21 protein-coding genes are annotated in these 25,238 nt (G+C 69.5%); 15 read left to right on the forward strand and 6 right to left on the reverse strand.

What is annotated here, in order from left to right; all coding sequences use genetic code 11:
• Positions 1–41 precede the first annotated feature (41 nt).
• From P5G59_RS19950 to P5G59_RS19965, 4 genes are read right to left on the reverse strand one after another with little or no spacing between them, the layout of a single operon-like run.
• The gene (locus tag P5G59_RS19950; protein ID WP_301220774.1) at positions 42–2,366 is read right to left on the reverse strand and encodes a beta-xylosidase/alpha-l-arabinosidase; all 2,325 of its coding nucleotides are present in this window, start codon (positions 2,364–2,366) and stop codon (positions 42–44) included.
• Between the two features lie 29 nt (positions 2,367–2,395).
• Positions 2,396–3,277: a carbohydrate ABC transporter permease gene (locus P5G59_RS19955; RefSeq protein WP_301220775.1), complete on the reverse strand. Its 882-nt coding sequence runs from the start codon at positions 3,275–3,277 to the stop codon at positions 2,396–2,398.
• Positions 3,274–4,320: a carbohydrate ABC transporter permease gene (locus P5G59_RS19960; RefSeq protein WP_301220776.1), complete on the reverse strand. Its 1,047-nt coding sequence runs from the start codon at positions 4,318–4,320 to the stop codon at positions 3,274–3,276. The genes P5G59_RS19955 and P5G59_RS19960 overlap by 4 nt, the downstream gene beginning before the upstream one ends.
• Positions 4,321–4,331: 11 nt before the next feature.
• Positions 4,332–5,621 carry an ABC transporter substrate-binding protein gene (locus P5G59_RS19965; RefSeq protein ID WP_301220777.1) on the reverse strand — a complete coding sequence of 430 codons (1,290 nt, stop codon included), beginning with the start codon at positions 5,619–5,621 and terminating at the stop codon, positions 4,332–4,334.
• Positions 5,622–5,732: 111 nt separating this feature from the next.
• On the opposite strand from P5G59_RS19965, the gene P5G59_RS19970 reads away from it, so the two are divergent.
• A complete protein-coding gene (locus P5G59_RS19970) occupies positions 5,733–6,731 on the forward strand; it encodes a LacI family DNA-binding transcriptional regulator (RefSeq protein WP_301220778.1) in 999 nt (332 codons plus the stop codon).
• A gap of 77 nt (positions 6,732–6,808) precedes the next feature.
• On the opposite strand, the gene P5G59_RS19975 is transcribed toward P5G59_RS19970, so the two are convergent.
• Positions 6,809–7,786, reverse strand: coding sequence for an acetylxylan esterase (locus P5G59_RS19975; RefSeq protein WP_301220779.1), 978 nt, complete (start codon positions 7,784–7,786; stop codon positions 6,809–6,811).
• Positions 7,787–7,853: 67 nt separating this feature from the next.
• Between P5G59_RS19975 and P5G59_RS19980 the strand changes: the two genes are divergently transcribed.
• The 6 genes from P5G59_RS19980 to P5G59_RS20005 all read left to right on the forward strand — a co-directional run bounded on the left by P5G59_RS19980 (position 7,854) and on the right by P5G59_RS20005 (position 14,335).
• Complete coding sequence (locus P5G59_RS19980; RefSeq protein WP_301220780.1) at positions 7,854–8,858, forward strand: LacI family DNA-binding transcriptional regulator; 1,005 nt, start codon at positions 7,854–7,856, stop codon at positions 8,856–8,858.
• Between the two features lie 106 nt (positions 8,859–8,964).
• Positions 8,965–10,152: a Gfo/Idh/MocA family protein gene (locus P5G59_RS19985; protein ID WP_301220781.1), complete on the forward strand. Its 1,188-nt coding sequence runs from the start codon at positions 8,965–8,967 to the stop codon at positions 10,150–10,152.
• A 121-nt stretch (positions 10,153–10,273) separates the two neighbouring features.
• Positions 10,274–10,966 (forward strand): ThuA domain-containing protein, encoded by a 693-nt coding sequence (locus P5G59_RS19990; RefSeq protein WP_301220782.1) that lies wholly within the window; start codon positions 10,274–10,276, stop codon positions 10,964–10,966.
• Positions 10,951–12,048: a Gfo/Idh/MocA family protein gene (locus tag P5G59_RS19995; protein ID WP_301220783.1), complete on the forward strand. Its 1,098-nt coding sequence runs from the start codon at positions 10,951–10,953 to the stop codon at positions 12,046–12,048. The genes P5G59_RS19990 and P5G59_RS19995 overlap by 16 nt, the downstream gene beginning before the upstream one ends.
• Positions 12,049–12,082: 34 nt before the next feature.
• Positions 12,083–13,285, forward strand: a complete 1,203-nt coding sequence (locus tag P5G59_RS20000; RefSeq protein WP_301220784.1) for an ROK family transcriptional regulator — start codon at positions 12,083–12,085, stop codon at positions 13,283–13,285.
• Positions 13,286–14,128: 843 nt separating this feature from the next.
• A complete protein-coding gene (locus P5G59_RS20005) occupies positions 14,129–14,335 on the forward strand; it encodes a hypothetical protein (RefSeq protein ID WP_301220785.1) in 207 nt (68 codons plus the stop codon).
• A 50-nt stretch (positions 14,336–14,385) separates the two neighbouring features.
• Here P5G59_RS20005 and P5G59_RS20010 read toward each other — a convergent pair whose 3' ends face one another.
• Positions 14,386–15,120 (reverse strand): hypothetical protein, encoded by a 735-nt coding sequence (locus P5G59_RS20010; RefSeq protein WP_301220786.1) that lies wholly within the window; start codon positions 15,118–15,120, stop codon positions 14,386–14,388.
• Positions 15,121–15,404: 284 nt separating this feature from the next.
• Here P5G59_RS20010 and P5G59_RS20015 point away from each other — a divergent pair, with 284 nt between their 5' ends.
• The 8 genes from P5G59_RS20015 (at position 15,405) to P5G59_RS20050 (ending at position 25,230) form a co-directional block, all read left to right on the forward strand.
• The gene (locus P5G59_RS20015; protein ID WP_301220787.1) at positions 15,405–15,647 is read left to right on the forward strand and encodes a hypothetical protein; all 243 of its coding nucleotides are present in this window, start codon (positions 15,405–15,407) and stop codon (positions 15,645–15,647) included.
• A 489-nt stretch (positions 15,648–16,136) separates the two neighbouring features.
• Positions 16,137–17,447, forward strand: a complete 1,311-nt coding sequence (locus tag P5G59_RS20020; RefSeq protein WP_301220788.1) for an ABC transporter substrate-binding protein — start codon at positions 16,137–16,139, stop codon at positions 17,445–17,447.
• Between the two features lie 127 nt (positions 17,448–17,574).
• Complete coding sequence (locus P5G59_RS20025; protein WP_301220789.1) at positions 17,575–18,543, forward strand: carbohydrate ABC transporter permease; 969 nt, start codon at positions 17,575–17,577, stop codon at positions 18,541–18,543.
• A complete protein-coding gene (locus P5G59_RS20030) occupies positions 18,543–19,439 on the forward strand; it encodes a carbohydrate ABC transporter permease (RefSeq protein ID WP_301220790.1) in 897 nt (298 codons plus the stop codon). Before P5G59_RS20025 ends, P5G59_RS20030 begins: the two co-directional genes overlap by 1 nt.
• 19 nt (positions 19,440–19,458) lie before the next feature.
• The gene (gene yicI / locus P5G59_RS20035) at positions 19,459–21,705 is read left to right on the forward strand and encodes an alpha-xylosidase (RefSeq protein ID WP_301220791.1); all 2,247 of its coding nucleotides are present in this window, start codon (positions 19,459–19,461) and stop codon (positions 21,703–21,705) included.
• 97 nt (positions 21,706–21,802) lie between these two features.
• Positions 21,803–22,981: an ROK family protein gene (locus P5G59_RS20040; protein WP_301220792.1), complete on the forward strand. Its 1,179-nt coding sequence runs from the start codon at positions 21,803–21,805 to the stop codon at positions 22,979–22,981.
• A 263-nt stretch (positions 22,982–23,244) separates the two neighbouring features.
• Positions 23,245–24,474 carry a multidrug effflux MFS transporter gene (locus P5G59_RS20045; protein WP_301220793.1) on the forward strand — a complete coding sequence of 410 codons (1,230 nt, stop codon included), beginning with the start codon at positions 23,245–23,247 and terminating at the stop codon, positions 24,472–24,474.
• A 42-nt stretch (positions 24,475–24,516) separates the two neighbouring features.
• Positions 24,517–25,230, forward strand: a complete 714-nt coding sequence (locus P5G59_RS20050; RefSeq protein WP_301220794.1) for a phosphatase PAP2 family protein — start codon at positions 24,517–24,519, stop codon at positions 25,228–25,230.
• The last annotated feature ends 8 nt before the right edge of the window (positions 25,231–25,238 follow it).

Here is a 25,238-nt window from a genome sequence, read left to right on the forward strand (position 1 = left end):
ATAAACTTATACAGGATGTGCGCCCGCGGCGCGACCCCGTCTCAGAGCGCGTCGGTGAAGACGGCACTCACGGTAGCCGCTTCGGCCGTCGACGTCACCAGCCGGGCGTCGGCGGGGGTGACCGCGTGCACGGCGCCGGTGATGGTCAAGTCGGCCGCGGTCTCGCGCTCGGCGCACGACGGCCCGACCCAGACCTCCACCGCGCCCGGCTCGACGATGCGGCGCATCTCGCGGTCCGAGAAGGCGAGCCGCGCGGTCGGCACGGAGAACCGCACCACGGTCTCCTCGCCGGGCTGCAGCTCCACCCGGTGGTAGCCGAGCAGCTGCGCGACCGGTCGGGTCACGCTGGCGTGCACATCCCGCGCGTACAGCTGGACGAGGTCGGTGCCCGCGCGCTCGCCGGTGTTCCGGATGCGCACGGTCGCCGTGAAGTCGTCGCCCGCCTCCACCTCCCGGTCGACGCTGAGCCCGGTGCGCTCGAACGACGTGTACGACAGACCGTGGCCGAACGGCAGCACCGGGGTGCTGTCGGCGCTGGTGATCTCGTTCGGGCCGCCGAGGATCGGGTGCAGGTACGAGTACGGCTGCGCTCCGGCGGAGCGGGGCAGCGACACCGGCAGGTGGCCGGAGGGGGAGACCCGGCCGGACAGCACGGCCGCGATGGCACGCCCGCCCTCCTCGCCGGGGAAGAACGCCTGCAGTACGGCGGCCGGGGCGGTGACGCCCTCGACGGCCCAGGAGATCGCGTACGGCCGGCCGGAGAGCACGACGAGCACGACCGGCGTTCCGGTGGCGACGACCCGCTCCACGAGCTCGCGCTGGATGCCCGGCAGCTCCAGGCTCTCCACATCGTTGCCCTCGCCGACCGTGCCGCGGCCGAACAGCCCGGCCCGGTCGCCGACGACGACCACGGCGACGTCGGCGGCGCTCGCCGCGTTCACGGCCGCCGGGATCCCGGAGCGGTCGTCGCCCTCGACGGCGCAGCCGCGCTCGTGCGCGACGGACGCCTCGGGGTACTCGGCGCGCACGGCCTCGAGAACCGACGGCAGCTCGAAGCCGAGCGGCACCTCTGGATGGTGGGCGAGCACGTGGTTGGCGAACGAGTAGCAGCCCATGAGGGCCTCCGGTGCGTCCGCGTTCGGTCCGAGCACCGCGATGCGCGAGGGAGCGCCGGCGAGGGGCAGCGTGCCGTCGTTGGTCAGCAGCACGAGCGACTCCTCGGCCAGCCGCAGCGCGACGTCGCGGTGCGCCGGGGTGTCGAGGTCGATCTCCGTCGGCGGCTCGTCGAAGGTCGCGTCGAGCAGGCCCAGCTCCTCCTTCTGCGCGAGCACGCGGAGCACGGAGCGGTCGATCAGCGCGATGTCGACGCCGCCTTCGCGGACCAGGTCGGCCAGCGGGCCGAGGAACGCGTCGCCGGTCGGCAGCTCGACGTCGATGCCCGCGGCGAGAGCCAGCGCCGCCGCCTCTCCGAGGTCGGCCGCCACGGCGTGCATCGTGTGCAGGAACGCGACGGAGAAGTAGTCGGAGACGACCGTCCCGTCGAAGCCCCACTCGTCGCGCAGGATGCCGGTCAGGTACGCGGGCGTTCCCGCCACCGGCTCGCCGTCGATCTCGGCGTACGAGTTCATCACCGACCGCACGCCCCCGTCCCGCACCGCCATCTCGAACGGCGGCAGGAGGGTGTCGCGCACCTCGCGCGGACCGGCGTGGACGGGCGCGTGGTTGCGGCCCGCCTGCGAGGCAGAGTAGCCGACGAAGTGCTTGAGCGTGGCGTGCACGCCCGCGCCCTGCAGGCCGCGGACGTACGCGGTGCCGAGCGTTCCGACGACGTACGGGTCCTCGGCGATGCACTCGTCGACGCGACCCCAGCGCGGGTCGCGGATGACATCCAGCACCGGGGCGAGGCCCTGGTGGATGCCCAGCTCGCGCATCGAGGCGCCGATCAGCCCGGCCATCTCCTCCACCAGTTCGGGGTCGAACGAGGCGCCCCACGCCAGCGGGGTCGGGAAGGTCGCCGCCTTCCATGCGGCGAGCCCGGTGAGGCACTCCTCGTGCACGAGCGCGGGGATGCCCAGCCGGGTCTCCTCCTTCAGCCGGCGCTGCTCCGACCACAGCCAGGCGGCGCGCGCGGCCGGCTCCACCGGGCGTGTGCCGTACACGCGGGTGAGCTGACCGAGGCCGTTGGCGGTGATCTCCTCGTACGCCCCCGGGTTGCCCATCTCGCCGGCCATCGGGGCGACGAGCTCGTCGCCCTTGTCGACCCAGAAGCCGACCAGCTGGGCGAGCTTCTCATCCAGGGTCATATCGGCGAGCAGGGCTCGGACGCGCTCGGAGGGCGCAGTCGGCCCCGTGGAGGTTTCGGTCATTCTCGATCTCACTTCTGATGGAGAGGGCGTCAGCCCTTGACGGCGCCGGTCAGGCCGCCGACGATGCGGCGCTCGAACAGGCTGAAGAACACCAGCGCCGGGATCATGGACAGCGAGGTGAAGGCGAGCACCTTCGCCGTGTCCTGGGAGTACTGCGACGAGAACGCCTGCACGCCGAGCGGCAGGGTGAACGTCGCGTCGTTGTTGAGGAGGAAGAGCGGCAGCAGGTAGCTGTTCCAGCTGGCGATGAACGCGAGGATGCCGACGGTGATGACGCCGGGCAGCGACAGCCGCAGCACCATCCGCCAGAAGAAGCCGAGCCGGCTGCAGCCGTCGATGAAGGCGGCCTCCTCGATCTCGTCCGGGATCGCCCGCAGGAACGGCACCAGGATGATGATCGTCGTCGGCAGGGCGAACGCGATCTGCGGCAGGATGACGCCGCCGAGCGAGTTCATCAGCCCGAGGTTGCGCACCACGATGTAGAGCGGCGTGATCGCGACGGTGATCGGGAACATCAGGCCCGCGGCGAACAGCGCGTACAGCACGCCGCGGCCGCGGAAGCGGTAGCGGGCGAGCACGTAGCTCGCCATCAGGCCGAGCGCGATGACGCCGATCGTGGTGACGACCGCCACGATGGTGGAGTTCGCCACCTCCTGCCAGAACGTGCTGCCGCTCAGCACATCCAGATAGTTGGCGGGGTTCCACGGGTTCGGGAAGCCGGCTGGGTCGACGGTGATCTGCGAGTTGGTGCGGAAGCCGCCGAGCACGATGTACGCGATCGGGGCGAGCATCAGCGCGATGACGACGAGCGCCACGAAGTAGATCACCGGGGAGCCCCAGGGGAGGCCTTTCTCCCGCTTGCGGGTCGCGGTGGGGAGCGTCGGCTCCGGGGTCGCGGTGAGGGTCGTCATCGTCCCTTCCTTTCTGCGCGCTGCGCCTTCCGGCTGTCGCCGGTGAGGGCGCCCGCGGTGTCGCGCCGGAGCACGAACCGCTGGTAGACGAGGGCCACGATGAGCGAGATCAGGAAGATCACGACGGCGACGGCGTTGCCGTAGCCGAAGTTGCCGGCGTTGCGGCCGTTCGCGACCATGTAGGTCGCCATGGTGGAGGTCCCGGCCGTCGACGCGACGTACTGGCCCCAGATGATGTAGACGAGGTCGAACAGCTGCAGTGCGCCGATGATCGACAGGAACGCCCAGATGCGGAGGGTCGGACCGAGCAGCGGCAGGGTGATGCGGCGCTGGATCTGCCAGTACGACGCACCGTCGAGCGCCGCCGCCTCGTACAGCTCCTCCGGGATGCCCTGGAGGCCGGCGAGGAAGAGGATGACGGCGAAGCCGACGTACTTCCAGGTCAGGATGCCCATCAGCGTCCAGATGGCGAGGCTCGGGTCGGAGAGCCAGTCGTGCACCGCCCAGTCGAGCCCGAGGTTCTTGAGCATGCCGTTCAGCGCGCCGTTGGTGGCGAGCATCAGGCTCCAGCCCGTTCCTACGACGACCTCGGCGATCACGTACGGCACGAAGATCAGGACGCGGATGATGGACTGGCCGCGCATCTTGCGGTTGAGCAGGAGCGCGAGCAGGATCGCGACCGGTCCCTGCAGCACCAGCGACATCACGACGATGAACGCATTGTGCGCCAGCGCCTGCTGGAACGCGGAGTCGGTCAGGATGGTGATGTAGTTCTGCAGGCCGACGAAGTCGGTCGGCGTCCCGTAGCCCGCCCAGCGGAAGAAGCCGTAGTAGGCCGCCATCACGACCGGGGCGATCACGAAGCCCAGGAAGACGACGACCGCAGGCCCTGCGAGCAGGAGGATCTCGAGCCGCCCGGACCAGCGGCCCTTGCGGGGGCGGCGCTGCCGCGACGGGGGCGACACGATCGCGTCGCCCCCGCCGTGCTGCGCGAGACCCGCGGCCGGCACGAGGCCGGTGGTGTTCTCGCGGATGTTCGTCACGTCGAACTACCTCAGCCCTTCTTCGCGGCGTCGTTGGCCGCCTGGATGAGCTGCTTCGGGTCGCTCTTGCCCGCCAGCATGTCGACGACCGCGACGTTCAGCGCGTTGCCGACGTTCTGGCCGAGCACGGTGTCGAGCCACTGGGAGACGTACGGGGCCTTGTTGTAGGCGGCCAGCACATCCTTCAGGTAGGGCTCGGTGACGACCTTCTGCGCCTCGGAGTTCACCGGCGGGGCGTTGAAGGCCTTGTAGTAGGCCTCCTGCTGGTCCGTCGTCGCTACGAAGTTGAGGAAGTCGACGCACTCCTTGGGAGCCTTGACCGAGCACGAGTAGCCGTCGACGCCGCCCATGATCGAGCCCGGCTCGCCCTTGCCGCCCGGGACCTCCGGGAACGGGTAGAAGCCGAGGTCGGGCAGGGGCTTCTGGTCGGGGGTCAGGGACGCGATCACGCCCGGGTCCCACGCGCCCATGAGCTCCATGGCGGCCTTGTGGTTGGCGACGAGGCCGGCCGAGCTGCCCGCGCCCTGCTGGGCGGAGGTGGTCAGGAAGCCGTCGTTGAAGGGCTTCGTGTCGGCGAACTTCTGCAGGTCCTCCGCGGCCTTCAGCCAGCAGCCGTCCGAGAACGACTTCGAGTCGGCCGTCTTCTCCATGGTGGAGCCGGCGCACTCGCGCAGCGCGAACCAGTAGAACCAGTGCGCGGCGGGCCAGGCGTCCTTCGCGCCGAGCGCGATCGGGGCGACCCCGGTCGCCTTCAGCTTCGTGACGTCGCCGTTCAGGTCGTCGATCGTCTTCGGAGCCTCGGTGATGCCGGCGGCCTTGAACAGGTCCTGGCTGTAGAACAGACCGCCCGGGAGCACGGCGATGGGCATTGCCCAGACCTTGTCCTGGTAGGTCTCGGCCTTGAAGGAGCCCTCGGAGATGTTCTTCTTGGTCTCGGACGACACCTTGTCGGTGATGTCCATGAGCTGACCCGCGTTGACCATCGCCGCCATCTTGCCGCCGCCTCGCTGCAGGAAGATGTCGGGGGCGTCGCCGGAGTTCAGCGCGGTCTGGAGCTTTCCGTCGAGATCCTCGTTCTGGATGGCCTGGATCTTGATGGTGACGTTGGGGTTCGCCTTCTCGAATGCGGCGACGGCGTTCTTCCAGAACTCCTGGCCGGGGCCGGTGGTGGAGTTCTGCCAGAGGGTCATGCTGACCTTGCCGTTGCTGCTGGAGCTGTCGGAGCCGCCGCTACAGCCGCTGAGGGCGAGCGCGCCGGCCATCACGACGGCGGCCCCGGTGAGGAGCTTGGTGCCTTTCATGTGATTCCAACCTGTTCTCTTCGTTGAGGTGGGGACGCTCGGAAGTGTCGCAAGCGCCTTGGGCGGTGTCAAACGTTTTCGAAAACCTTTTCTACTGTATGCTCGACCGCCATGGGACGGCGTCCGACGATCAACGACGTGGCCGAGGCGGCCGGCGTCTCGGTCGCCACCGTGTCCAAGGCGGTCAACGGCCGCTACGGGGTCGCGGTGGAGACCGTGGAGCGCGTGCTGCAGGTCGTGCAGGAGCTCGGGTACGAGTCCAGCCTGGTCGCCTCAAGCATGCGCTCGCGCCGCACAGGGGTGATCGGCGTGCTGGTCGCCGACTTCGAGCCGTTCTCCGCCGAGATCCTGAAGGGCGTCGGCGCGGCCCTGCACGACTCGCGCTACGACCTGCTCGCCTACAGCGGCTCCCGGCAGCCGTCGAGCGAGGGATGGGAGCGCCGCTCGCTCAGCCGGCTCAGCGGGACGCTCATCGACGGCGTCATCATGGTGACCCCGACGGTCGTGAACGCGAACGCCGAGGTGCCCATCGTCGCGATCGACCCGCACACCGGCCGGGCCGACGTGCCGACCGTGGAGTCGGACAGCTTCGGCGGCGCGCGCAACGCCACCGCCGCCTTGATCGCGCTGGGCCACCGCCGGATCGCGTTCGTCGCCGGCCGCCCCGACCTGCGCTCCTCCAACCTGCGCGACGCCGGCTACCGGCGCGCGCTGGGCGAGGCCGGCATCCCGTTCGACCCGTCGCTGGTCGCGGTCGGCCGCTTCGAGCACGACACCGTCCGCGGGGTCGCGCTGCCGCTGCTGAGCCGTCCGGACCGGCCGACGGCGGTGTTCGCCGCCAACGACATCTCGGCGATCGCGGTGATCGAGGTCGCGGCGGAGCTCGGCCTCGACGTGCCGCGCGACCTCAGCGTGATCGGCTTCGACGACATCCCGGAGGCGTCGCAGTTCAGCCCGCCGCTGACCACCGTGCGGCAGCCGATGCAGGGACTCGGAGCGGCGGCAGCCGACCTGCTGATCTCGCTGATGAACGGCGAGACGCCGGAGCGCATCCACCTGCGCCTGCCGACCCGCCTCGTCCGCCGCGCCACCACCGCCCCGCCCGCCTGACCCGCACGGCGAGATTCGTGCCGAATGTGCGGAATGCGCGCGGTATAGCGCACATTCGGCACGAATCGCGAGACGGGTCAGCGGGCGAAGCGCGCGGCGAGCCAGGCCGCCTGCGTACGGAAGTGGAGGGCGCCGCCGCCCTCGTGGTCGTTGAACGGGTAGACCTCGATGGCGCGGTCCTCCGCGGCGAGGTGGTTGTAGGCCGCGAAGGTCGTCGACGGCGGCACGATCGTGTCCATCAGCGCCACCGAGAACAGCGAGGGCGCGTGGATGCGACGGGCGAAGTTCACGCCGTCGAAGTACGACACCGCCCGGAAGACGTCGGCGACCTCGTCCCGGTGCACCGACAGGTACGTGGCGAGCTCCTGGTACGGCCCGCCGACGGCGACCTCCGCACCGCGGCGGAACGCGCACAGGAACGCGACGTCCGGCAGCACCGCCGCCACGGCGTCGCCCGACAGCGCTGCCGCCGCCAGCGCGATGCCGCCACCCTGGCTGCCGCCCGCCACGGCCACGCGGGACGCGTCCACGAACGGCAGAGCGCGGGTCGCGTCGATGGCGCGCACGGCGTCCGTGAACACGCGGCGGTAGTAGTAGGTCTCCGGCGAGTGGATGCCGCGGGTCATCACGCCCGGTGTCGCCGGCCCCGAGCCGTGCGGGTCGGGGGTGTCTCCGCCGGAGCCCCAGCCGCTGCCCTGCCCGCGCGTGTCGACGAAGACGTGCACGTAACCCGCCAGCGCCCACGACACGTTCTCGCCGGCGAGTCCGCGGCCGCCGCCGTAGCCCTGGTACTGCACGACCGCGGGCAGCGGCCCGTCGGCGTTCAGCGGACGCGACACCCACGCCCGGATCGGCTCGCCGCCGAATCCGGGGAACACCAGGTCGTCGATCTGCAGCTGCGTGACCGGTGTGTCCGCCGGGGTCAGTTCGGGCACGCCGCCGGCCTCCCGGGCGGACGCGATGGTCCGCTCCCAGAAGGCGTCGAAGTCGGCGGGTTCCTGAACGTCCGGGCGGTAGGCCAGCAGTTCGTCGTGGGTGAGGTCGCTGAGCGGCATCGGTCTCGCTTTCGGAGGGGGTTTCGTTCGCGGGGGAGCGTGGGCGTCATTGTGGCACAGTGGCTGCATGCCCGCTCCCACCCGTCCGACGCTGGACGCGATCGCGCGCGAGGCGTCCGTGTCGCTGTCCACGGTGTCCAAGGTGCTGAACGGGCGGCCGGGCGTGTCGGCCGCGACCCGGCGTCGCGTGGAGGAACTGCTGCACGACTCCGGCTATGCCCGGCGCGGTGTGGATGCCGAGCGCGGCGAGACCGTCGAGCTCGTGATCGAGAATCTGGCGAGCGAGTGGTCCGTCGCCGTGATCCGCGGGGTGGAGCGGGTGAGCCGCGAGAACGGGCTCGCCCTGACGCTCTCGACGATAGGCGACTACCACGCTGTCGGCGATGAGCTGATCACCGGCGTCCTGCGCAGGAAGCCGGTGGCGATCGTGCTGCAGTTCTCGAACCTGACCGCCGACCACCGCCGCCAGCTGCGCACGCGGAACATCCCGTTCGTGGTCGTGGACCCGGCGGGCGATCCCCCGCCCGACGTGCCGGCCATCGGCGCGACCAACTGGGCGGGCGGCGTCGCCGCGACCCGGCACCTGCTCGCGCTCGGCCACACCAGGATCGCCGCGATCGGCGGCCCCGCAGACCTGCTCTGCTCCCGTGCTCGCCTCGCCGGCTACGAGTCGGCCCTGGGGGAGGCGGGCGTCCGCATCCCGGGCCGGGCGCGCGCCGCGGGGTTCTCGCGGGCCGACGGCGAACGCGAGGGCAGGAGGCTGCTCGCGGGCCCCGACCGCCCCACCGCGATCGTGTGCGGCAACGACATGCAGGCGCTCGGCGTCTGCGACGCCGCGTTCGCGCTCGGGCTCGACGTCCCGAGCGACGTCTCGGTCGTCGGGTTCGACGACGCGCCGTCCGCGTCGTGGGCGCGTCCGCCGCTGACGACGGTGCGGCAGCCGTTGCAGGAGATGGCAGAGGAGGCGACCCGCCTGGCGCTGCGCCTGCGTGCGGGGGAGGTCGAGAACACCCGGCTGGAGCTGGCGACCACCCTGGTCGAGCGCGGCTCGACCGCACCGCCGCCCGCCTGACGAAAGTTTTCCAACCTCGTCCCGAAACTTGCCCGCCCTCGGCGGCGCGAACTAGCGTCGCCACGGGATCGACGCAAGACCGATCGACGCACGACGGAGGGCGAGGATGACCGACGACAAGCCGCGGCTGCGGGTCGCGATGATCGGCTACGGGTTCATGGGCGCGGCCCACTCGCAGGGCTGGCGCACCGCGCCCCGCTTCTTCGATCTGCCGTACGAGCCGGAGCTCGCGGTCATCGTCGGGCGCGACGCCGCCCGGGTCGAGGAGGCGCGGGTCCGCTTCGGCTGGCAGCGGGCCGAGACCGACTGGCGCGCCGTCGTCGGCGATCCGGACATCGACGTGATCGACATCTGCACGCCCGGCGACAGCCACGCCGAGATCGCGATCGCCGCGCTCGAGGCCGGGAAGCACGTGCTCTGCGAGAAGCCGCTCGCCAACACCGTCGACGAGGCCGAGGCGATGACCGTCGTCGCCGAGCGGGCCGCGGAGCTCGGCGTCCGCTCGATGGTCGGCTTCAGCTACCGCCGCGTCCCGGCGATCGGGCTGGCGCGCACGCTGGTTCAGGACGGCCGGCTCGGCGGGATCCGCCAGGTGCGCGCCCTCTACCTCCAGGACTGGCTGCGCGACGAGGACGGCCCGATGACCTGGCGGCTCGACAAGACGCTCGCCGGTTCCGGCTCGCTCGGCGACATCGGCGCGCACGCCGTCGACCTCGTCGAGCACCTGACCGGCTCGCGGCTGACCGGCGTCTCGGGAACGCTCGCCACCTTTGTGGAGGAGCGCCCGCTGCTCGCGGAAGGCGTCGGGCTCTCGGGCACCGCCTCCGCTGAGCGCGGCGGGGTCACGGTCGACGACGCCGCCTGGTTCACCGCGCGGCTAGCGGGCGGCGCGGCGGACGGTGCGATCGGCGGCTTCGAGGCCACCCGCTACGCGACGGGACGCAAGAACGCCTTGCGCATCGAACTGAGCGGTTCCCGCGGCGCCATCGCGTTCGACCTGGAGCGGATGAACGAGCTCGAGTTCTACGACGCGACCGCGCCGGCCGGGGAGCAGGGCTTCACGCGGATCATCGCGACCGAGCCGGAGCACCCGTACATGGCGAACTGGTGGCCGACCGGGCACGCCATCGGCTACGAGCACGCGTTCAGCCACGAGGTGGTCGACTTCGTCACCGCGATCGCCGCGGGCGCCGACCCCGAGCCGTCCTTCGCCGACGGCCTCCACATCCAGCGCGTCCTGGACGCCGTCGAGCGCAGCGCCGCCGCCTCCTCCGCCTGGACCCCGATCCCCTGACCCGACCCCCCAACCCAGCCATCAGTTCCTGAGTTCTTCGAGCGACACGCCGTCGCGAACACGAAGAACTCCGGAGGCGATGGCGACGAACGTGAGCGACGTGAGCAACCGGAAGGAAAGCATGAGCAGGCAGGCAGTGATGGTGCGCGGGGGATGGGACGGGCACATGCCCGTGGAGACGACGGACCTGTTCCGCCCGTTCCTGCGCGACAACGGGTTCGACGTGCGCGTCGAGGAGGGCACCGCCGTCTACGCCGACGAGGACTACATGGCGACGGTCGACCTCATCGTGCAGGTCAACACCATGAACACGATCGAGGACGCCGAGTTCCGCGGCCTCCAGAAGGCCGTCCTGAACGGCGCAGGCATGGCCGGCTGGCACGGCGGCATCGCCGACTCGTACCGCAACAACGCCGACTACCTGCACATGATCGGCGGCCAGTTCGCCCACCACGCGGGCAAGGACCCGGCGGAGCGCGTCGGCGAGCAGTCCGACAACTACATCCCGTACACCGTGCACATCACCGAGTACGGCAAGACGCATCCCATCACGGCCGGCATCGACGACTTCGACCTCGTCACCGAGCAGTACTGGGTGCTGAGCGACGAGTACAACGACGTTCTCGCCACGACCACCCAGGAGGTGCGACCGTGGGACGCGTGGAACCGTCCGGTCACCGCCCCGGCGATCTGGACCCGCCAGTGGGGGAAGGGCCGCATCTTCGTCTCGGCTCCCGGCCACCGGCTGGAGATCGTCGAGAGCCAGCCCGTTCGTACCATCATCGAGAGGGGAATGCTGTGGGCCGCCCGCTGAACATCGGAGTCGTCGGGGTCGGCGTCATCAGCCGCCAGTACTTCGAGCACTTCCCGCAGCTGCCGAACCTGCGGCTGACGGCCGTCGCCGACCTGGATCTGGACCGCGCGTCCGCGGTGGCCGCCGAGCAGGGCGTCGTCGCCCTCTCCGTCGACGACCTCATCACCGACGAGCGGGTGGATGCGGTGCTCAACCTGACCATCCCGCAGGCCCACGCCGAGGTCGCCCTGCGCGCGCTCGCCGCGGGCAAGCACGTGTACGGCGAGAAGCCGCTCGCGCTCTCGACCGCGGAGGCGGTTCCCGTGCTGCAGCATGCGGCCGAGCGCGGTCTGCGGGTCGGCTGCGCGCCCGACACCGTGCTCGGGACGGGCGTGCAGACCGCCCGCGCCCTGCTCGACGACGGACGGATCGGCGACCCGGTGGCCGCCGCCGTCGCGTGGAGCGCGCCCGGCCACGAGCTGTGGCATCCCGCCCCCGCGTTCTACTACCAGCCCGGAGGCGGGCCGCTGTTCGACATGGGGCCGTACTACCTGACCAGCCTGGTGCAGTTCTTCGGCCCGGTCGTCCGCGTCTCCGGCGCCACCGGCCGGTCGACCCGGGAGCGTCGGGTCGCGACGGGCCCGCTCGCCGGCTCCACCATCCCGGTGGACGTGGACACGCACGTCACCGCGATCCTGGAGCACGCCTCCGGCGTCATCTCGACCGTGACCGTGTCGTTCGAGGTGTGGGCGACGCAGACGCCGAAGTTCGAGGTGTACGGCACAGCGGGCACGATCGCCGTGCCCGACCCGAACATGTTCTCGGACACCGTGCACCTCGCGACGGCCGACGACCGGGAGTTCCGGGAGGTCGCCCCGTTGGCAGGTTATGCGGACGCCGGCCGCGGCTACGGCCTGGCCGATCTGGCGCGCGCGATCGAGACGGACCGGCCGCACCGGGCCTCGGGCGAGGTGGCCTTCCACGTGCTCGAGATCATGGAGTCCGTGATCCGTGCGGGGTCGACGCACGCCGTCGTCGAGCTGACGTCCACGGTGGAGCGACCGGCGCCGGTGCCCGCAGGGGCGCGTCCCGAGACGTGGTGACGCCCGCCCTCACGACGCACGTTATGGTCATTCCATGACCGCATCCGACCTGAGCACGGTGCGCCCGTCGTCGGGCGGAGCCACGGATGCGCTGCGCCGCAGCAACCTGGCGACCGTGCTCGGACTGGTGCACCGCGATGGCGCTCTGTCGCGCAGCGACCTGACCCGCCTGACCGGGCTGAACCGGTCGACGGTGGGTGATCTGGTCGCCGAGCTGGCCGGCCTCGGGCTGGTCGAGGTCGACGAGGCGCCCGGTGGCGGCCGGGCCGGGCGGCCGAGTCCCGTCGTCCGCGCGAGCGACGGGGTCGCGGCGATCGCGGTGAACCCCGAGGTGGATGCGGTCATCGTCGGACTCGTCGCGCTCGGCGGCCGCGTGCTGAAGCGGGTCCGGGTGGAGACGGCCTCGGCCCGCTCCGCGGCGGAGACCGTCACGCTGGCGTCGGCCGGGATCGCGGGCATGCTCGCGGGGGAGACCGGCATCCGTGTCGCCGGCATCGGCGTGGCCGTTCCCGGGCAGGTGCGGCTGTCGGACGGCATGGTGCGAGAGGCGACCCACTTCGGCTGGGTGGACGAGCCGCTCGCCGCGATGCTGTCGCAGGCGACCGGCCATCGTGCGTGGGCGGCGAACGCCGCCGTGCTGGGCCTGCGCGCCGAGAGCGCCTTCGGCGCCGGCCGCGGGGTCGACGACCTGGTGTACATGATCGGCGGCGCCTCGGGCATCGGCGGCGGCGCGGTCGGCGGAGGTCGGCTGCTGACCGGCGCGGCGGGGTACGCGGGGGAGTTCGGCCACACGCTGGTGCGCACCGACGGCCGGCACTGCTCCTGCGGGTCGTACGGCTGCCTGGAGGCCGAGGTCACCCAGGAGGAGCTGCTGGCCTCGGTCGGTCTCGCCTCCGCCGACGCGTCCGCCCTCGCCGACCGCCTGGAGGCGACGGGCGACGCCGACGCGTTGGCGGTGATCGAGCGGGACTACCGGATGCTGCAGATCGCGGCCAGGAACGCCGTGAACGTGTTCAACCCGTCGCTGCTGGTGCTCGGCGGGTTCCTGGCCGCGCTCTACCGCGGCGCCCGGGCCCACGGAGCTGAAGACCTGCTCGCCGAGGTGGTCCACTCGTCCCGCGAGGGGGTCGTCGTGGCGGAGGCGGCGCTCGGCACCGACCAGCTGCTCATCGGCGCGGCCGAGCTGGTCTTCTCCGAGCTGATCGCCGACCCGGCGCGCGCTCTCGCCGCCGCCTGACCTGGACCGAGTAGCAACGGCGCCTGAGGGGCGTCTCACTTCCGCCGACGCAGAGGCCAGACAGTTCCACACCGTCGTCGTATTCGAACGTTGAGCAGCATATTCGCCAAGGCCGACGGAAGCGCCTTGGGCTGCGTCGTACGCGCTTTCCCGGCCGCACCGCCAGGAGGCGAGCGGATTATGGCGCGGTTCGCACTGCGGCCAAAGCCCTCGTTGACGAAGCACACGCCCTCGCGCTGTTGACCTACTCGGCTCCGCGAAGCACTTGGCGTGGTCGCAGAAGGGATAGAGCTCTCACGAGAGTCTCTACGGTGTTGGCGTACCAGCGCGAGGTGTCAGCCCGTCTCGCCGTGCTTGTCGGCGCGTGCGTAGCGGTCTTTGGAATATAGTGCGTCCATCTCGCATCAGGCGTGACTTGGCGCGAAGAAGGTCGCCACGCGCCCACTTCGCAAACATCTCGCGAGTGTCCATATGGAACGCCAGCATTGCTGAGATGTTTGCGGCGCTGTTCGACCCCGTCGGGTCACCCTCCAAAACCGCGTATCGCAGTCGGTCCGTTCGCCGCTCGATCCAATATGACATCGCCAGAGCAGAGCCGTCTACCAGCTGGAGGGACACCGGAGGAACCGGACGCTTGACACTTGGCCGCGATGCGACGATCTCGATCACAACCTGCTCGAGGTCCGCGACCACATGCTCCGCCCACGGCTGTCGCGCTCTTGCAAGGGAGTCCTTCGTCTTCCAGAAACGGCCGATCCAGGCGCCTGCAAACCCCCCAAGGAGCGCGAAGACGCCCGCTATCAACGCATCCCACATGACCCGAATCCTACTGGGGAGCTGTCGGTGACCCTGCTCAGCATCAACCGACGACAACATCAGGAGCATTCGTGTCCGCCGCTCGGCGACGAGCGCCTTGGGCATTTCGACGACGCTGTCTGCGCAAGCTGCCTGCGGCAGGCGGCCGAGAACGGACTCATCCCCGACTGCTTCGCTACGAAGTTCGACGAGACTCTCGCCTCTACGTCGATGTATTGGCGGGATGCCGCCTAGTCGAGTCGCGCCATCAGCGCGCGGCCTACGTATGCCTTTATGGCACGGCCCTACTTGGTGAGTGCTTGTTGGACGATCGGAACTGCTGCCACGATCCCGGCGAGTGCGGCCGCGTCGTAAACGGCCCCACGAGTAGCACTCACGATCTTCTTGACGACGTCCATGAACACCTGGGCCTTGTCGGCCTCGCCCACGACGCTCAGCTGGGCGGCGATCGCAATTAGCGCCCCGTTTAGTTGGTCGATCGTTGCCTTCAGCGCCTCCGCGTCGAGCGGGCCGTCGAAGGAAAGCGCGGTAGTCAGCGCGTCTACGAGCGTCATTACGTAAGCCCGCTCCGTGTTTGGAACCGCAGAGAGCTCCTCGTCTAGGAGCTCTTGCGCCTGCGCCAGGCTGACTCGCAATTCCTCGCGCTGGGTCGAGGACAGGGCCGGAGAGTCGCCCATGAGATCGAGCACGAGCCCGAAACCCGAGAGCATGGACAGCGCGGCTGAGTCAATTGCGGCCGAACTGCCGTTGAGCCCATTTCCCCAAGGTATGGAATACGAGAACACCGCGCGATACCAAGCCGGTACGGCAGCCCGGAATTCCTCCACGTTGCGGTTCTGGGCGTCTAGGGCGGCAATCGCTCGTTCGATCTCCTGCACAAGATTGACGGCGTGAGCCTGCTTCTGCCAGAAGGGCAGGTCTCCCTGGTGTTCTCCGCCACGGGCGGTCACCGGCGTGTTCCCATTGGAGACATGCCAGCCACTGAGCAAGGCCGCCAACTCCTGCGCTGGATTCGTCATGAGGCGATGCTACTGAACCCGAGGCCCGCGCTCACGCTGAGCAGGCAGGAGACCCACTCGAAGTGATCGATCGTGCCGGATCGACCGGTCGGCGACGAATGTGCGTACAGATCGCGGGGGCCCTTGCGGCTGGGAAGCCCCAACGCGGTCGCCAGAGGTATCCAGCGTCCGCGGCAAGGGCGAAGCGCGCACTTGGAGATGCGTGATTGGACGCCGGCGAAGCTTCGGCGCAAGTCCGGCCGTGGCCGCCGGCGAGGAAGTTGCCGACCGTGTACGCTCCGGCCATGCCCAACTCGAATTACGACGTCGCCTATCGCGGTGAAGTCTACGTCGCAACTTACTCTGACGCCCAGCGCCTTATGCGTCTACAAACGGAGGTGCTCACCGGAGAAGCGCAGCCTCAGGAGTTCACCTTTCGTGAGGGCGGCGTCGAGTGGGAAGTGGCGCGCGAGGTCACTGTGGAGCTTGGAAGCGGTGACGAGCCGCAGGTCACGCCACAGGAGGTGTACCGTGACGACCAGGCCTGATCAACTTCGATAAGTCCCGCTCACGAGACCACCGGAGCTATTCTGTGGCGTTGAGGTCTTCGGGCGGGAGGTCTCCTCGAACCTCAGGTCGAGGAGTCGAGTGCAGGTTGCAGTGAGCTCGAGCGCAGTGGACTCGCGTTCGCCACGTGTATGTGCGAAAACGCTGGCGCATCTCAGCGACCACCTAGTACTTCGATGCGTTGCTCCCACCAGCGGCGTGGCTATTCGTTCGCCTGGAAACGGCGTAAGAGGCGCGCCTGAGTCTTAGTACGTACCCAAGCGGACGTACTGCGGACCGGCCATCTACCTGACGCGGCGATTGTTGTTGCCGAAAACTAACCTTCTCGCCGCTCAAACATGCGGTTCTGCATTGAAAAACAAACTTGCAATCCGCTCCGGCGTCACTTATGTTGTGTTCGTCAACAAAATGCATCGGAGTGGCTGCGAGACCTGCAGACGCGCGTCCACTCCACTACAAGGAGGTAACAGATGCGCAAGAAGCACCTCGCGATCGGCGCCGTCCTGGCCGCCGGTGCGCTGATGCTGGCCGGATGCTCCGGCTCGTCGGGATCGTCGGACGACAGCACCGACGGCAAGGGCAAGACGCTCACCCTGTGGCACTACGAAGGCGAAGACTCCGCCATGGGCAAGGCCTGGAACGAGGCCATCAAGGAGTTCGAGTCCGAGACCGGCGCCAAGGTCAAGTTCGAGGCGAAGGCCTTCGAGCAGATCCGCTCCACCGCCTCGCAGGTGCTCAACTCCAACCAGGCGCCCGACATCCTCGAGTACAACAAGGGCAACGCCACCGCCGGCCTCCTCGCCAGCCAGGGCCTGCTCACCAACCTCGACGACGCCGTGAAGAAGTACGGCTGGGACAAGAAGCTCTCCTCCAGCCTCCAGACCACCGCCAAGTACGACGACAAGGGCATCATGGGCTCCGGTTCCTGGTACGGTGTCCCGAACTACGGCGAGTACGTCGAGGTCTACTACAACAAGGACATGTTCGCGAAGTACGGCGTCGAGGTCCCGAAGACCTTCGACGACCTGGTCAAGGCGATGCAGACCTTCAAGGACAACGGCGTCACCCCGCTCGCGGAGTCCGCCGCCGAGTACCCGCTCGGCCAGCTCTGGTACCAGCTCGCGCTCACCAAGGCCGACCGCAAGTGGGTCGACGACTACCAGCTCTACAAGGGCAAGGTGAACTGGCAGGGCAGCGAGCTCTCCTACGCCACCAAGACCGTGGACGACTGGGTGCAGAAGGGCTACATCTCCAAGGACGCGTCGGGCCTCAAGGCCGAGGACGCGGGCACCTCGTTCATCGCTGGCAAGTACCCGATCTTCTTCTCCGGCAGCTGGTGGTACGGCCGGTTCCAGACCGAGATCAAGGACTACCAGTGGGGCACCTTCCTGTTCCCCGGCGCGAAGCTGTCGCCCGGGTCGGCCGGAAACATGTGGGTCATCCCGGAGAACGCCAAGAACAAGGGCCTCGCGGAGAAGTTCATCGACATCACGATGACGCCGAAGATCCAGGCGATGATCGGCAACAACGGCGGCGTCCCCGTGGCGGCGAAGACCAGCGACATCACCGACGAGAAGTCGAAGGAGCTGATCGCGAACTTCAACACGCTCACCGGTGAGGACGGCATCGCCTTCTACCCCGACTGGCCCACGCCGACCTTCTACGACCAGCTGAACGCCGGCCTGCAGGAGCTTATCAACGGCACGAAGGATCCGGCCGCCGTCAACAAGGAACTCGGCTCCGAGTACCAGGACGGCGTCGACCAGATCACCAACCAGTAACCCCACCCCCTTCATCCCTCCCCACCATCGCTTCCTCGAAAAGTCCGGCTCGGCACGGCGTGTCGGCGGATTAACCGAGGAAGCGATGGTGGGGGGAGGGGTGGAGGACGTGAGAAGGAGAGAACGCATGGTCGACGTGAGCGTGCGCGCGCCGGGACGGCGCAAGCAGCAGCGACCGGGCAGTGAGGCGCTGGTGCCCGGCCGCGGGCACGGACGGTTCTGGTGGTACCTGCTGCCGGGGTTCGTGCTGCTGACGGTCATCGTGCTGGTGCCGCTGGTGTGGAACATCTACCTCAGCTTCACCAGCTACCGCGGCATCCGCCCGCCGAAGTTCATCGGCGTGAACAACTGGGTCCGGCTGTTCGGCGACGACAAGTTCTGGACCTCGTTCGGCAATTCGATCGCCATGGTCGTCGCGATGGTGGTGATCCCGACCGTGGTCGGCCTCATCCTCGCGGCCATGCTGTTCGACCTGATCGGCAAGAAGTTCGGCGGCAGGATCGCCAGCTTCCTCCGCGCCACCTACTACCTGCCGCAGATCCTGCCCGTGGTCATCGCCGCGATCGTCATCGGCTGGATCCTGCGGCCCGACAACGGCGCGCTCAACACCATGCTCGAGACGGTCGGCCTCGGCCAGTTCGCGCACAACTGGCTGGGCAGCCCGGACACGGCGCTGCTGTCGATCATGGCGGTCATGGTCTGGGTGCAGATCGGCTACCCGGTCGTCATCTTCATGGCCGCGCTGCAGCGGGTCGACCCCGAGCTGTACGAGGCGGCGGAGCTGGACGGGGCCAACTGGTTCCAGCGGTTCCGCTCGATCACCGTGTCCATCATCCGGCCGGAGATCTTCGTCGTCACCCTGACCTGCACGATCGCCGCGCTCAAGGTGTTCGGCCCGGTCTACACGTTGACCCGCGGCGGCCCCGGCAACTCGACCATGGTGCCGAGCGTCTACTCGTACAGCGAGTTCTTCCAGAGCCAGCAGGTGGGATACGGCGCCACGATCGCGACCGCGCTGACCGTCGTCATCGTCGCCGTGTCCATCCTCTTCATCGTCGCCCAGAACCGTGCAGAGCGCAGGGAGAACCAGATCTGATGTCGACCACCCTCGAACGTCCGCGCGCCGACGCGCGCCAGGAGGCGCCCCGGCGGCTGAAGCGGCAGAAGCCGCGCAAGACCGCGACCGACTGGGTCATCCTGGTCGTCGCGATCGTCATCGGGGTCGCGATCGCGTTCCCGTTCCTGCTCATCCTGCTGAACTCGTTCAAGAGCCCGGCGGACTACAACTCGGGCGGCCCGCTCCAGCTGCCGACCTCGTTCTACACGGACGGGATCGTGAACTTCTGGAACCGGGTGAACTTCCCCGAGAAGCTGTGGAACTCGTTCTTCATCGCCGGAATGGTCGCGATCCTGTCGGTCGTGCTGTCGGTGCTGAACGCGTACGCCCTCGGCATCGGCCGGGTGAAGGCGCGGACGTGGATCATCGTCCTCTTCCTGCTCGCGAACATGCTCCCGCAGGAGGCGCTGCTCTACCCGCTCTACTTCATGTTCAAGCAGGTCGGGCTCTACGACAACGTGTGGGCCGTCATCATCATCTTCACGGTGATCCAGAGCGCCTTCGGCACCTACCTCCTGTCGAGCGTCTACGGCACCTTCCCGAAGGAGGTGCTGGAGGCCGCGTCGCTCGACGGCGCCGGCCGCTGGCGGATCCTGTGGCGGGTCGTCGTGCCGATCTCGCGGCCCACCCTGAGCGTGCTGCTCATCTTCTTCTTCATCTGGACGTGGAACGAGTTCCTGATCCCGCTCACCTTCCTGGTGTCGAACGACAACCAGACGGTGCCCGTGGCGATCAGCGTGCTGCAGGGCGACCGGCTGATGGATGTGACCACCACGTCCGCGTCGGCGCTGCTCGGCCTCATCCCCACGCTCATCTTCTTCCTCATCTTCCAGCGCACCCTGACCCGCGGCATCACCGCCGGCGCGGTCAAGTAACCGAAAGCACCCCTCCCGCATGAAGTTCACCGATGGTTTCTGGATGCTGCGCGACGGCGTCACGCCGGTCTACGCCCAGGAGGCGTACGACGTGACAGCCGGCGACGGCACCCTGACGATCACCGCGCCAGGCAAGGTCATCGAGCGCCGTGGCGACACCCTCAACCGCCCGACCCTGACGGTCACGCTGAGCTCGCCGCTTCCCGGCATCGTCGGCGTGCGCGTCGAGCACTGGCAGGGCGTCCGCCCGCAGCGCGGCTTCGACCTGCACGTCGAGGAGGGCCATGCGGAGGTCTCGGTCGACGACAAGGCCGGCGTGCTCACCACCGGCGGCCTGACCGCCACCGTGAAGCGCGGCGCCCCCTGGTCGCTGGCCTTCTCGGCCGGCGACCGCGTCCTGACCTCGAGCGGGCACAAGTCGCTCGGCCACATGACCGTGGAGGGCGAGGGCACCTTCGTGCACGAGCAGCTGGCACTGGGCGTCGGCGAGCTCGTCTACGGCCTGGGGGAGCGCTTCGGCCCGCTGGTGAAGAACGGCCAGGTCGTCGACGTCTGGAACGCCGACGGCGGAACGTCCAGTGAGCAGGCGTACAAGAACATCCCGTTCTACCTGACCAACCGCGGCTACGGCGTGCTCGTGAACCACCCCGGCCATGTCTCGTACGAGGTCGGGTCGGAGTCGGTCGAGCGCGTCCAGTTCTCGGTGCCGGGCGAGAGCCTGGAGTACTTCCTGATCTACGGCCCGACGCCGAAGGAGATCCTGGAGCGCTACACCGCGCTGACCGGGCGCCCGGCGTCGGTGCCGGCCTGGTCGTACGGGCTGTGGCTGTCGACCAGCTTCACGACCGCGTACGACGAGGAGACGGTCACCTCGTTCATCGACGGCATGGCCGAGCGCGACCTGCCGCTGTCCGTGTTCCACTTCGACTGCTTCTGGATGCGCGAGTTCAACTGGTGCGACTTCGAGTGGGACCCGCGCACCTTCCCCGACCCGGAGGGGATGCTCGCCCGCCTGCACGACAAGGACCTCCGCGTCTGCGTCTGGCTGAACCCGTACATCGGGCAGCGCTCCCCGCTGTTCGCGGAGGCGGCGGCCGCCGGGTATCTCGTCAAGCGCCCCAACGGCGACGTCTGGCAGTGGGACCTCTGGCAGGCCGGGATGGGCCTGGTCGACTTCACCAACCCGGACGCCACTCGCTGGTACCAGGACAAGCTGCGCGGACTCGTCGCCCAGGGCGTCGACTGCTTCAAGACCGACTTCGGCGAGCGCATCCCGCTCGAGGTCGAGTACTTCGACGGCTCGTCGCCCGAGCGCATGCACAACTACTACACGCAGCTCTACAACGAGGCGGTGTTCGAGGTGCTGCAGGAGGCGCGCGGCGAGGGCGAGGCGGTGCTGTTCGCCCGCTCGGCGACCACCGGCGGCCAGCAGCTGCCGGTGCACTGGGGCGGCGACAACACCTCCAGCTACGAGTCGATGGCCGAGACGCTGCGCGGCGGACTGTCGCTCGCGTTCAGCGGATTCGGGTTCTGGAGCCACGACATCGGCGGCTTCGAGGGCACGCCCGACCCCGGTGTGTTCAAGCGCTGGACCGCGTTCGGCCTGCTCTCGAGCCACTCCCGGCTGCACGGCAGCGACTCGTACCGGGTGCCGTGGGCGTTCGACGAGGAGGCGGTGGAGGTCACCCGCCGCTTCACGAAGCTGAAGCTGCGGCTCATGCCGTACCTGTTCGCCGCAGGGCACGAGGCGCACACCGCGGGCACCCCGGTCATGCGGCCGATGCAGCTGGAGTTCGCCGGCGACCCGGCGGTCGACCACCTCGACCGGCAGTACATGCTCGGCGCGGACCTCCTGGTCGCGCCGGTCTTCTCGCCCGATCGGGTGGAGTTCTACCTGCCCGAGGGCGTCTGGACCGAGTTCTTCTCCGGCCGCCGGGTCGAGGGCGGCCGCTGGCTGCGCGAGACGCACGGGTTCGACAGCCTCCCGCTGTACGTCCGGGAGGGTGCGGTGCTGCCGCTCGGCGCGCGCGACGACCGGCCCGACTACGACTACCGCGACGGCCTGACGCTGGCGGTCTACCCGGGACCGGACGGAGATCGGCAGGTGTCCGTGACGACGCCCTCCGGCGAGACCGCGGAGTACACCGTGACCCGCCGGGACGGTGTGCTGACCGCGACGGGTCCGGCCGGGCATCCCTTCACGCTGCGTGATGCGGCGACCGGCCGCACCGCGGAGGCGGAGTCGGGGACGGCGACCCTCGGCTGAGCCAGGGCCGGGCCGACGGCCCGGCCGCACGGTGGCGCGGGTGCTCGCCTGGCGCCCGCGCCACCGTGCCCAGTACGACGGTAGGGTTACGGGGAAAATGAACGGCAGGGCGACGGGGACGAACCTCGACACGGTGCGGCGGCACAACCTCTCCACCGTGCTCGGGATCGTGCACCGGGAGGGCCCGCTGGCACGCTCGGCGCTCACCCAGGCGACCGGGCTGAACCGCTCAACGGTCGGAGCCCTGGTCGGCGAGCTGGCCGAGCTCGGCCTGGTGCAGGAGCGGGAGCCGGAGCTGAGCAACCGCGTCGGGCGTCCGTCGCCGGTGGTCGCGGCCGACGGCCGGGTGGTCGCCATCGCCGTCAACCCGGAGATCGACGCCGTGACGGTGGGCGTCGTCGGGCTCGACGCCGTCGTGCACCGCCGGGTGCGGTATCCGATCGGCCACATCCCGAGCGCCGCCGAGGCCGTCGCCGTGGCGGGCGCGGTGATCGACGGGCTGCGGCCGTCGCTCGGCGACGCGACGCGCGTGACCGGCATCGGCGTCGCCGTCCCCGGCCTCGTGCGCGAGGACGACGGGGTCGTGCGGCTGGCGCCGCACCTGCAGTGGCGCGAGGAGCCGTTCGCCGCCGAGCTCTCCGCCGCTACCGGCTACCCGGTGCTCGCCGCGAACGACGCCAGTCTCGGCGCGAACGCGGAACGCCTGTTCGGCGCCGGCCGCGGTGCGAGCGACCTGGTCTACGTCAACGGAGGCGCCTCCGGCATCGGCGCGGGCGTCATCGTCAGCGGCGCGCCGCTCACCGGGATCAGCGGGTACGCCGGCGAGCTCGGTCACACCCTCGTGAACTCGGCGGGCGTGCGCTGCCACTGCGGCGCGATCGGCTGCCTGGAGACCGAGGTCAGCCAGAGCGCCCTGCTGCGGGTGCTCGGGATGGACGCCGCCGACGCCGACGAGCTGGAGCGGGCGCTGTCCGCCGCCGTCGCGGCAGGCGACGAGGCCGTGATCGCGGAGGTCGAGCGGCAGACCGGGTTCCTCGCGACCGCCCTGCGCACGGCGACGAACGTCTTCGACCCGCAGCTGATCGTGCTCGGCGGTTTCCTCGGCGCGCTGCACGGCCTCGACCCGGAGCGGCTGCCGCGCCTGGTGGGGGAGCAGGCACTCGCCGCGAGCGCCGAGCGGCTCTCGATCGTCCGCTCGGAACTCGGGTCCGACATCCTGATGATCGGCGCCGCGGAGCTGGCCTTCCGCCCGCTGCTGGCCGACCCTGCGGGCTGAGCGCCGCGACTGCGGTCGCCTGGAACGACCGCGCCTGCGCGAGCGCCCGCAGACGTGACGGGAGGACTCATTCGCTTTTCGAATGAGGTCATGCGCACGTTCACATTTTCGTTGCCGCGGGTATAGCATTGGTCGTACCCGGCCAATCGAATCGATTCGATCGAGACGGTCCTCCAGCACCGCGGATCCCGCGGTGCTGTTCTCATGCGTCCGACGGCGGGCGCGGCCTCCTCCTCCCACCTTCGACCCGTCAAGGACGTCTCGTGACCACCGTCGTGCATCCCGGGGACTCGCTCTCCGGCCGCCAGCGCCTCGCCTACATCCTCATCCTGGGCGCGCTGACCGCACTGGGCCCGTTCACCATCGACACCTATCTGCCGGCGCTGCCGACGCTGCAGAACGACTTCGGCGTCTCGACCGCCGCCATCCAGCTGACCCTGACCGCCACGACCATCGGGTTCGGCGTCGGGCAGCTGCTGGTCGGTCCGTGGTCCGACAAGATCGGCCGCCGCACCCCGCTCATGGTCGCGACGGCCGTGCACATCCTCGCCTGTCTCGCCGCCGCTATCGCCCCGAACGTCGAGCTGCTCGGCGTCGCGCGCGCCCTGCAGGGCATCGGCGCGGCGGCCGGCGGTGTCGTCGCGATGGCGATGGTGCGCGACCTGTTCGGCGGACGCCCGCTGGTGCGGATGCTCAGCCGCCTCGCTCTGGTCAACGGGCTCGCGCCGGTGCTGGCTCCCGTGATCGGATCCTGGCTGCTGCTCGTGATGCCGTGGCGCGGCATCTTCGTGGTGCTCGCGGTCTACGGCCTGTTCGTGGTCACCTGCGTCGCCCTCTGGATCGTGGAGACCCTGCCCAAGGCGCGTCGCCGCGACGCCGGCCACGCCACGGTCGGGCAGCGGTACCGGTCCGTGCTCAGCGACCGCGTGTTCGTCGGCATCGCGATCGTCGGCGCCGCGAACTTCACCGGACTGTTCTCGTACCTGTCGTCGAGCTCGTTCATCTTCCAGGAGATCTACAAGTTCAACGCCCAGGAGTACGGCCTGCTGTTCGCGGTGAACTCCATCGGCATCATCATCGGCGTTCAGTCGGCGTCGCGGCTGACGAAGTACGTCGGCCCGCAGTGGATCCTGGCCTGCTCGACCGTCGTGATGTTCCTCGCCTCGGTGACGATCGTGGTGCTCGACCAGGCGCACGTCGGGCTGTGGGGCACGGCCATCCCGCTCTGGTTCTTCATCGCGGCGTGCGGCTTCGGCTTCCCGTGCGTTCAGGTGCTGGCGCTCAACGGCCACGGGCACGAGGCCGGGACGGCGGCGAGCCTGCTCGGCGCGCTCAACTTCGGCACCGCGGGCATCGTCTCGCCGATCGTCGGCATCCTCGGCGTCGGAAGCGCGGCGCCGATGGGAGCGGTCATGGCGATCTGCGCTCTCGTCTCGATCGCGTCGCTCTGGCTCGTGGTGCGGCCGCGGACGGTTCCCGAACTCGCCCACTGACGCCGCTAGGCGACACATGCCGCTCCGGGTACGGTGGCGGGCATGACCGTGCAGCACAGCGACCCGCCGAAGCCCGACGCCGAGGGCCACGACGTCGCCAAAGCCGCCCAGGTCACCCGGCGCTGGCCGGTGGTCGCGGGATCGGTCGCGGTCGCCCTCGTCGTCGGGCTCGGCATCATCATCGCGCTGCGACCGAAGCTGCCGTTCGAGCTCGACACCGAGTGGATGGGCGAGATCGTCGAGCACCGCTCGCCGTTCTGGCTGGGCCCTGCCCTGTTCTTCAACTACGCCGGCGGCGGCATCGTCGGCTCGGTCGTAGTTCCCGTCGTGATCGTCCTGCTGCTGCTGGCCTTCCGTAGGCCGTGGGGCGCCGGCTACTTCGCGATCGCGAGCGCGGTCTCGGTGATCTGCGTCCAGATCCTGAAGCACACCGTCGACCGGGCACGGCCGACCGAGATCCTCGTCCATGCCGACACGGGTTCATTCCCGTCCGGGCATACGGCGAACGCGGCGACCATGGTGGTCGTGCTCGGCATCCTCTTCCCGCGGGTCTGGGTCTGGTGCCTCGGCGTGGTGTGGGCCGTGCTGATGGCGGTCAGCCGCACCTACCTCGGGGCGCACTGGATCAGCGACACCGTCGGCGGTCTGCTGCTCGGCGCCGCCGTGGCCGTCATCGTGTGGACGCCCCTGGCGCACAAGCTCGCGCTGGAGGCGACCCGGCCGCATCCCTTCTTCCTGGCGCACCGCCGCCAGTAGAGTGTGCC

Source organism: Leifsonia virtsii, assembly GCF_030433675.1.
In the GTDB taxonomy this organism is placed as follows: Bacteria; Actinomycetota; Actinomycetes; order Actinomycetales; family Microbacteriaceae; genus Leifsonia; species Leifsonia virtsii.

Bases quoted from the DNA above. Each gene is read 5' to 3' on its own strand.
- P5G59_RS19950 (WP_301220774.1), bottom strand. From the start codon at position 2,366: ATGACCGAAACCTCCACGGGGCCGACTGCGCCCTCCGAGCGCGTCCGA.
- P5G59_RS19955 (WP_301220775.1), bottom strand. From the start codon at position 3,277: ATGACGACCCTCACCGCGACCCCGGAGCCGACGCTCCCCACCGCGACC.
- P5G59_RS19965 (WP_301220777.1), bottom strand. From the start codon at position 5,621: ATGAAAGGCACCAAGCTCCTCACCGGGGCCGCCGTCGTGATGGCCGGC.
- P5G59_RS19970 (WP_301220778.1), top strand. From the start codon at position 5,733: ATGGGACGGCGTCCGACGATCAACGACGTGGCCGAGGCGGCCGGCGTC.
- P5G59_RS19975 (WP_301220779.1), bottom strand. From the start codon at position 7,786: ATGCCGCTCAGCGACCTCACCCACGACGAACTGCTGGCCTACCGCCCG.
- P5G59_RS19980 (WP_301220780.1), top strand. From the start codon at position 7,854: ATGCCCGCTCCCACCCGTCCGACGCTGGACGCGATCGCGCGCGAGGCG.
- P5G59_RS19985 (WP_301220781.1), top strand. From the start codon at position 8,965: ATGACCGACGACAAGCCGCGGCTGCGGGTCGCGATGATCGGCTACGGG.
- P5G59_RS19990 (WP_301220782.1), top strand. From the start codon at position 10,274: ATGAGCAGGCAGGCAGTGATGGTGCGCGGGGGATGGGACGGGCACATG.
- P5G59_RS20000 (WP_301220784.1), top strand. From the start codon at position 12,083: ATGACCGCATCCGACCTGAGCACGGTGCGCCCGTCGTCGGGCGGAGCC.
- P5G59_RS20010 (WP_301220786.1), bottom strand. From the start codon at position 15,120: ATGACGAATCCAGCGCAGGAGTTGGCGGCCTTGCTCAGTGGCTGGCAT.
- P5G59_RS20015 (WP_301220787.1), top strand. From the start codon at position 15,405: ATGCCCAACTCGAATTACGACGTCGCCTATCGCGGTGAAGTCTACGTC.
- P5G59_RS20020 (WP_301220788.1), top strand. From the start codon at position 16,137: ATGCGCAAGAAGCACCTCGCGATCGGCGCCGTCCTGGCCGCCGGTGCG.
- P5G59_RS20025 (WP_301220789.1), top strand. From the start codon at position 17,575: ATGGTCGACGTGAGCGTGCGCGCGCCGGGACGGCGCAAGCAGCAGCGA.
- P5G59_RS20030 (WP_301220790.1), top strand. From the start codon at position 18,543: ATGTCGACCACCCTCGAACGTCCGCGCGCCGACGCGCGCCAGGAGGCG.
- yicI (WP_301220791.1), top strand. From the start codon at position 19,459: ATGAAGTTCACCGATGGTTTCTGGATGCTGCGCGACGGCGTCACGCCG.
- P5G59_RS20040 (WP_301220792.1), top strand. From the start codon at position 21,803: ATGAACGGCAGGGCGACGGGGACGAACCTCGACACGGTGCGGCGGCAC.
- P5G59_RS20050 (WP_301220794.1), top strand. From the start codon at position 24,517: ATGACCGTGCAGCACAGCGACCCGCCGAAGCCCGACGCCGAGGGCCAC.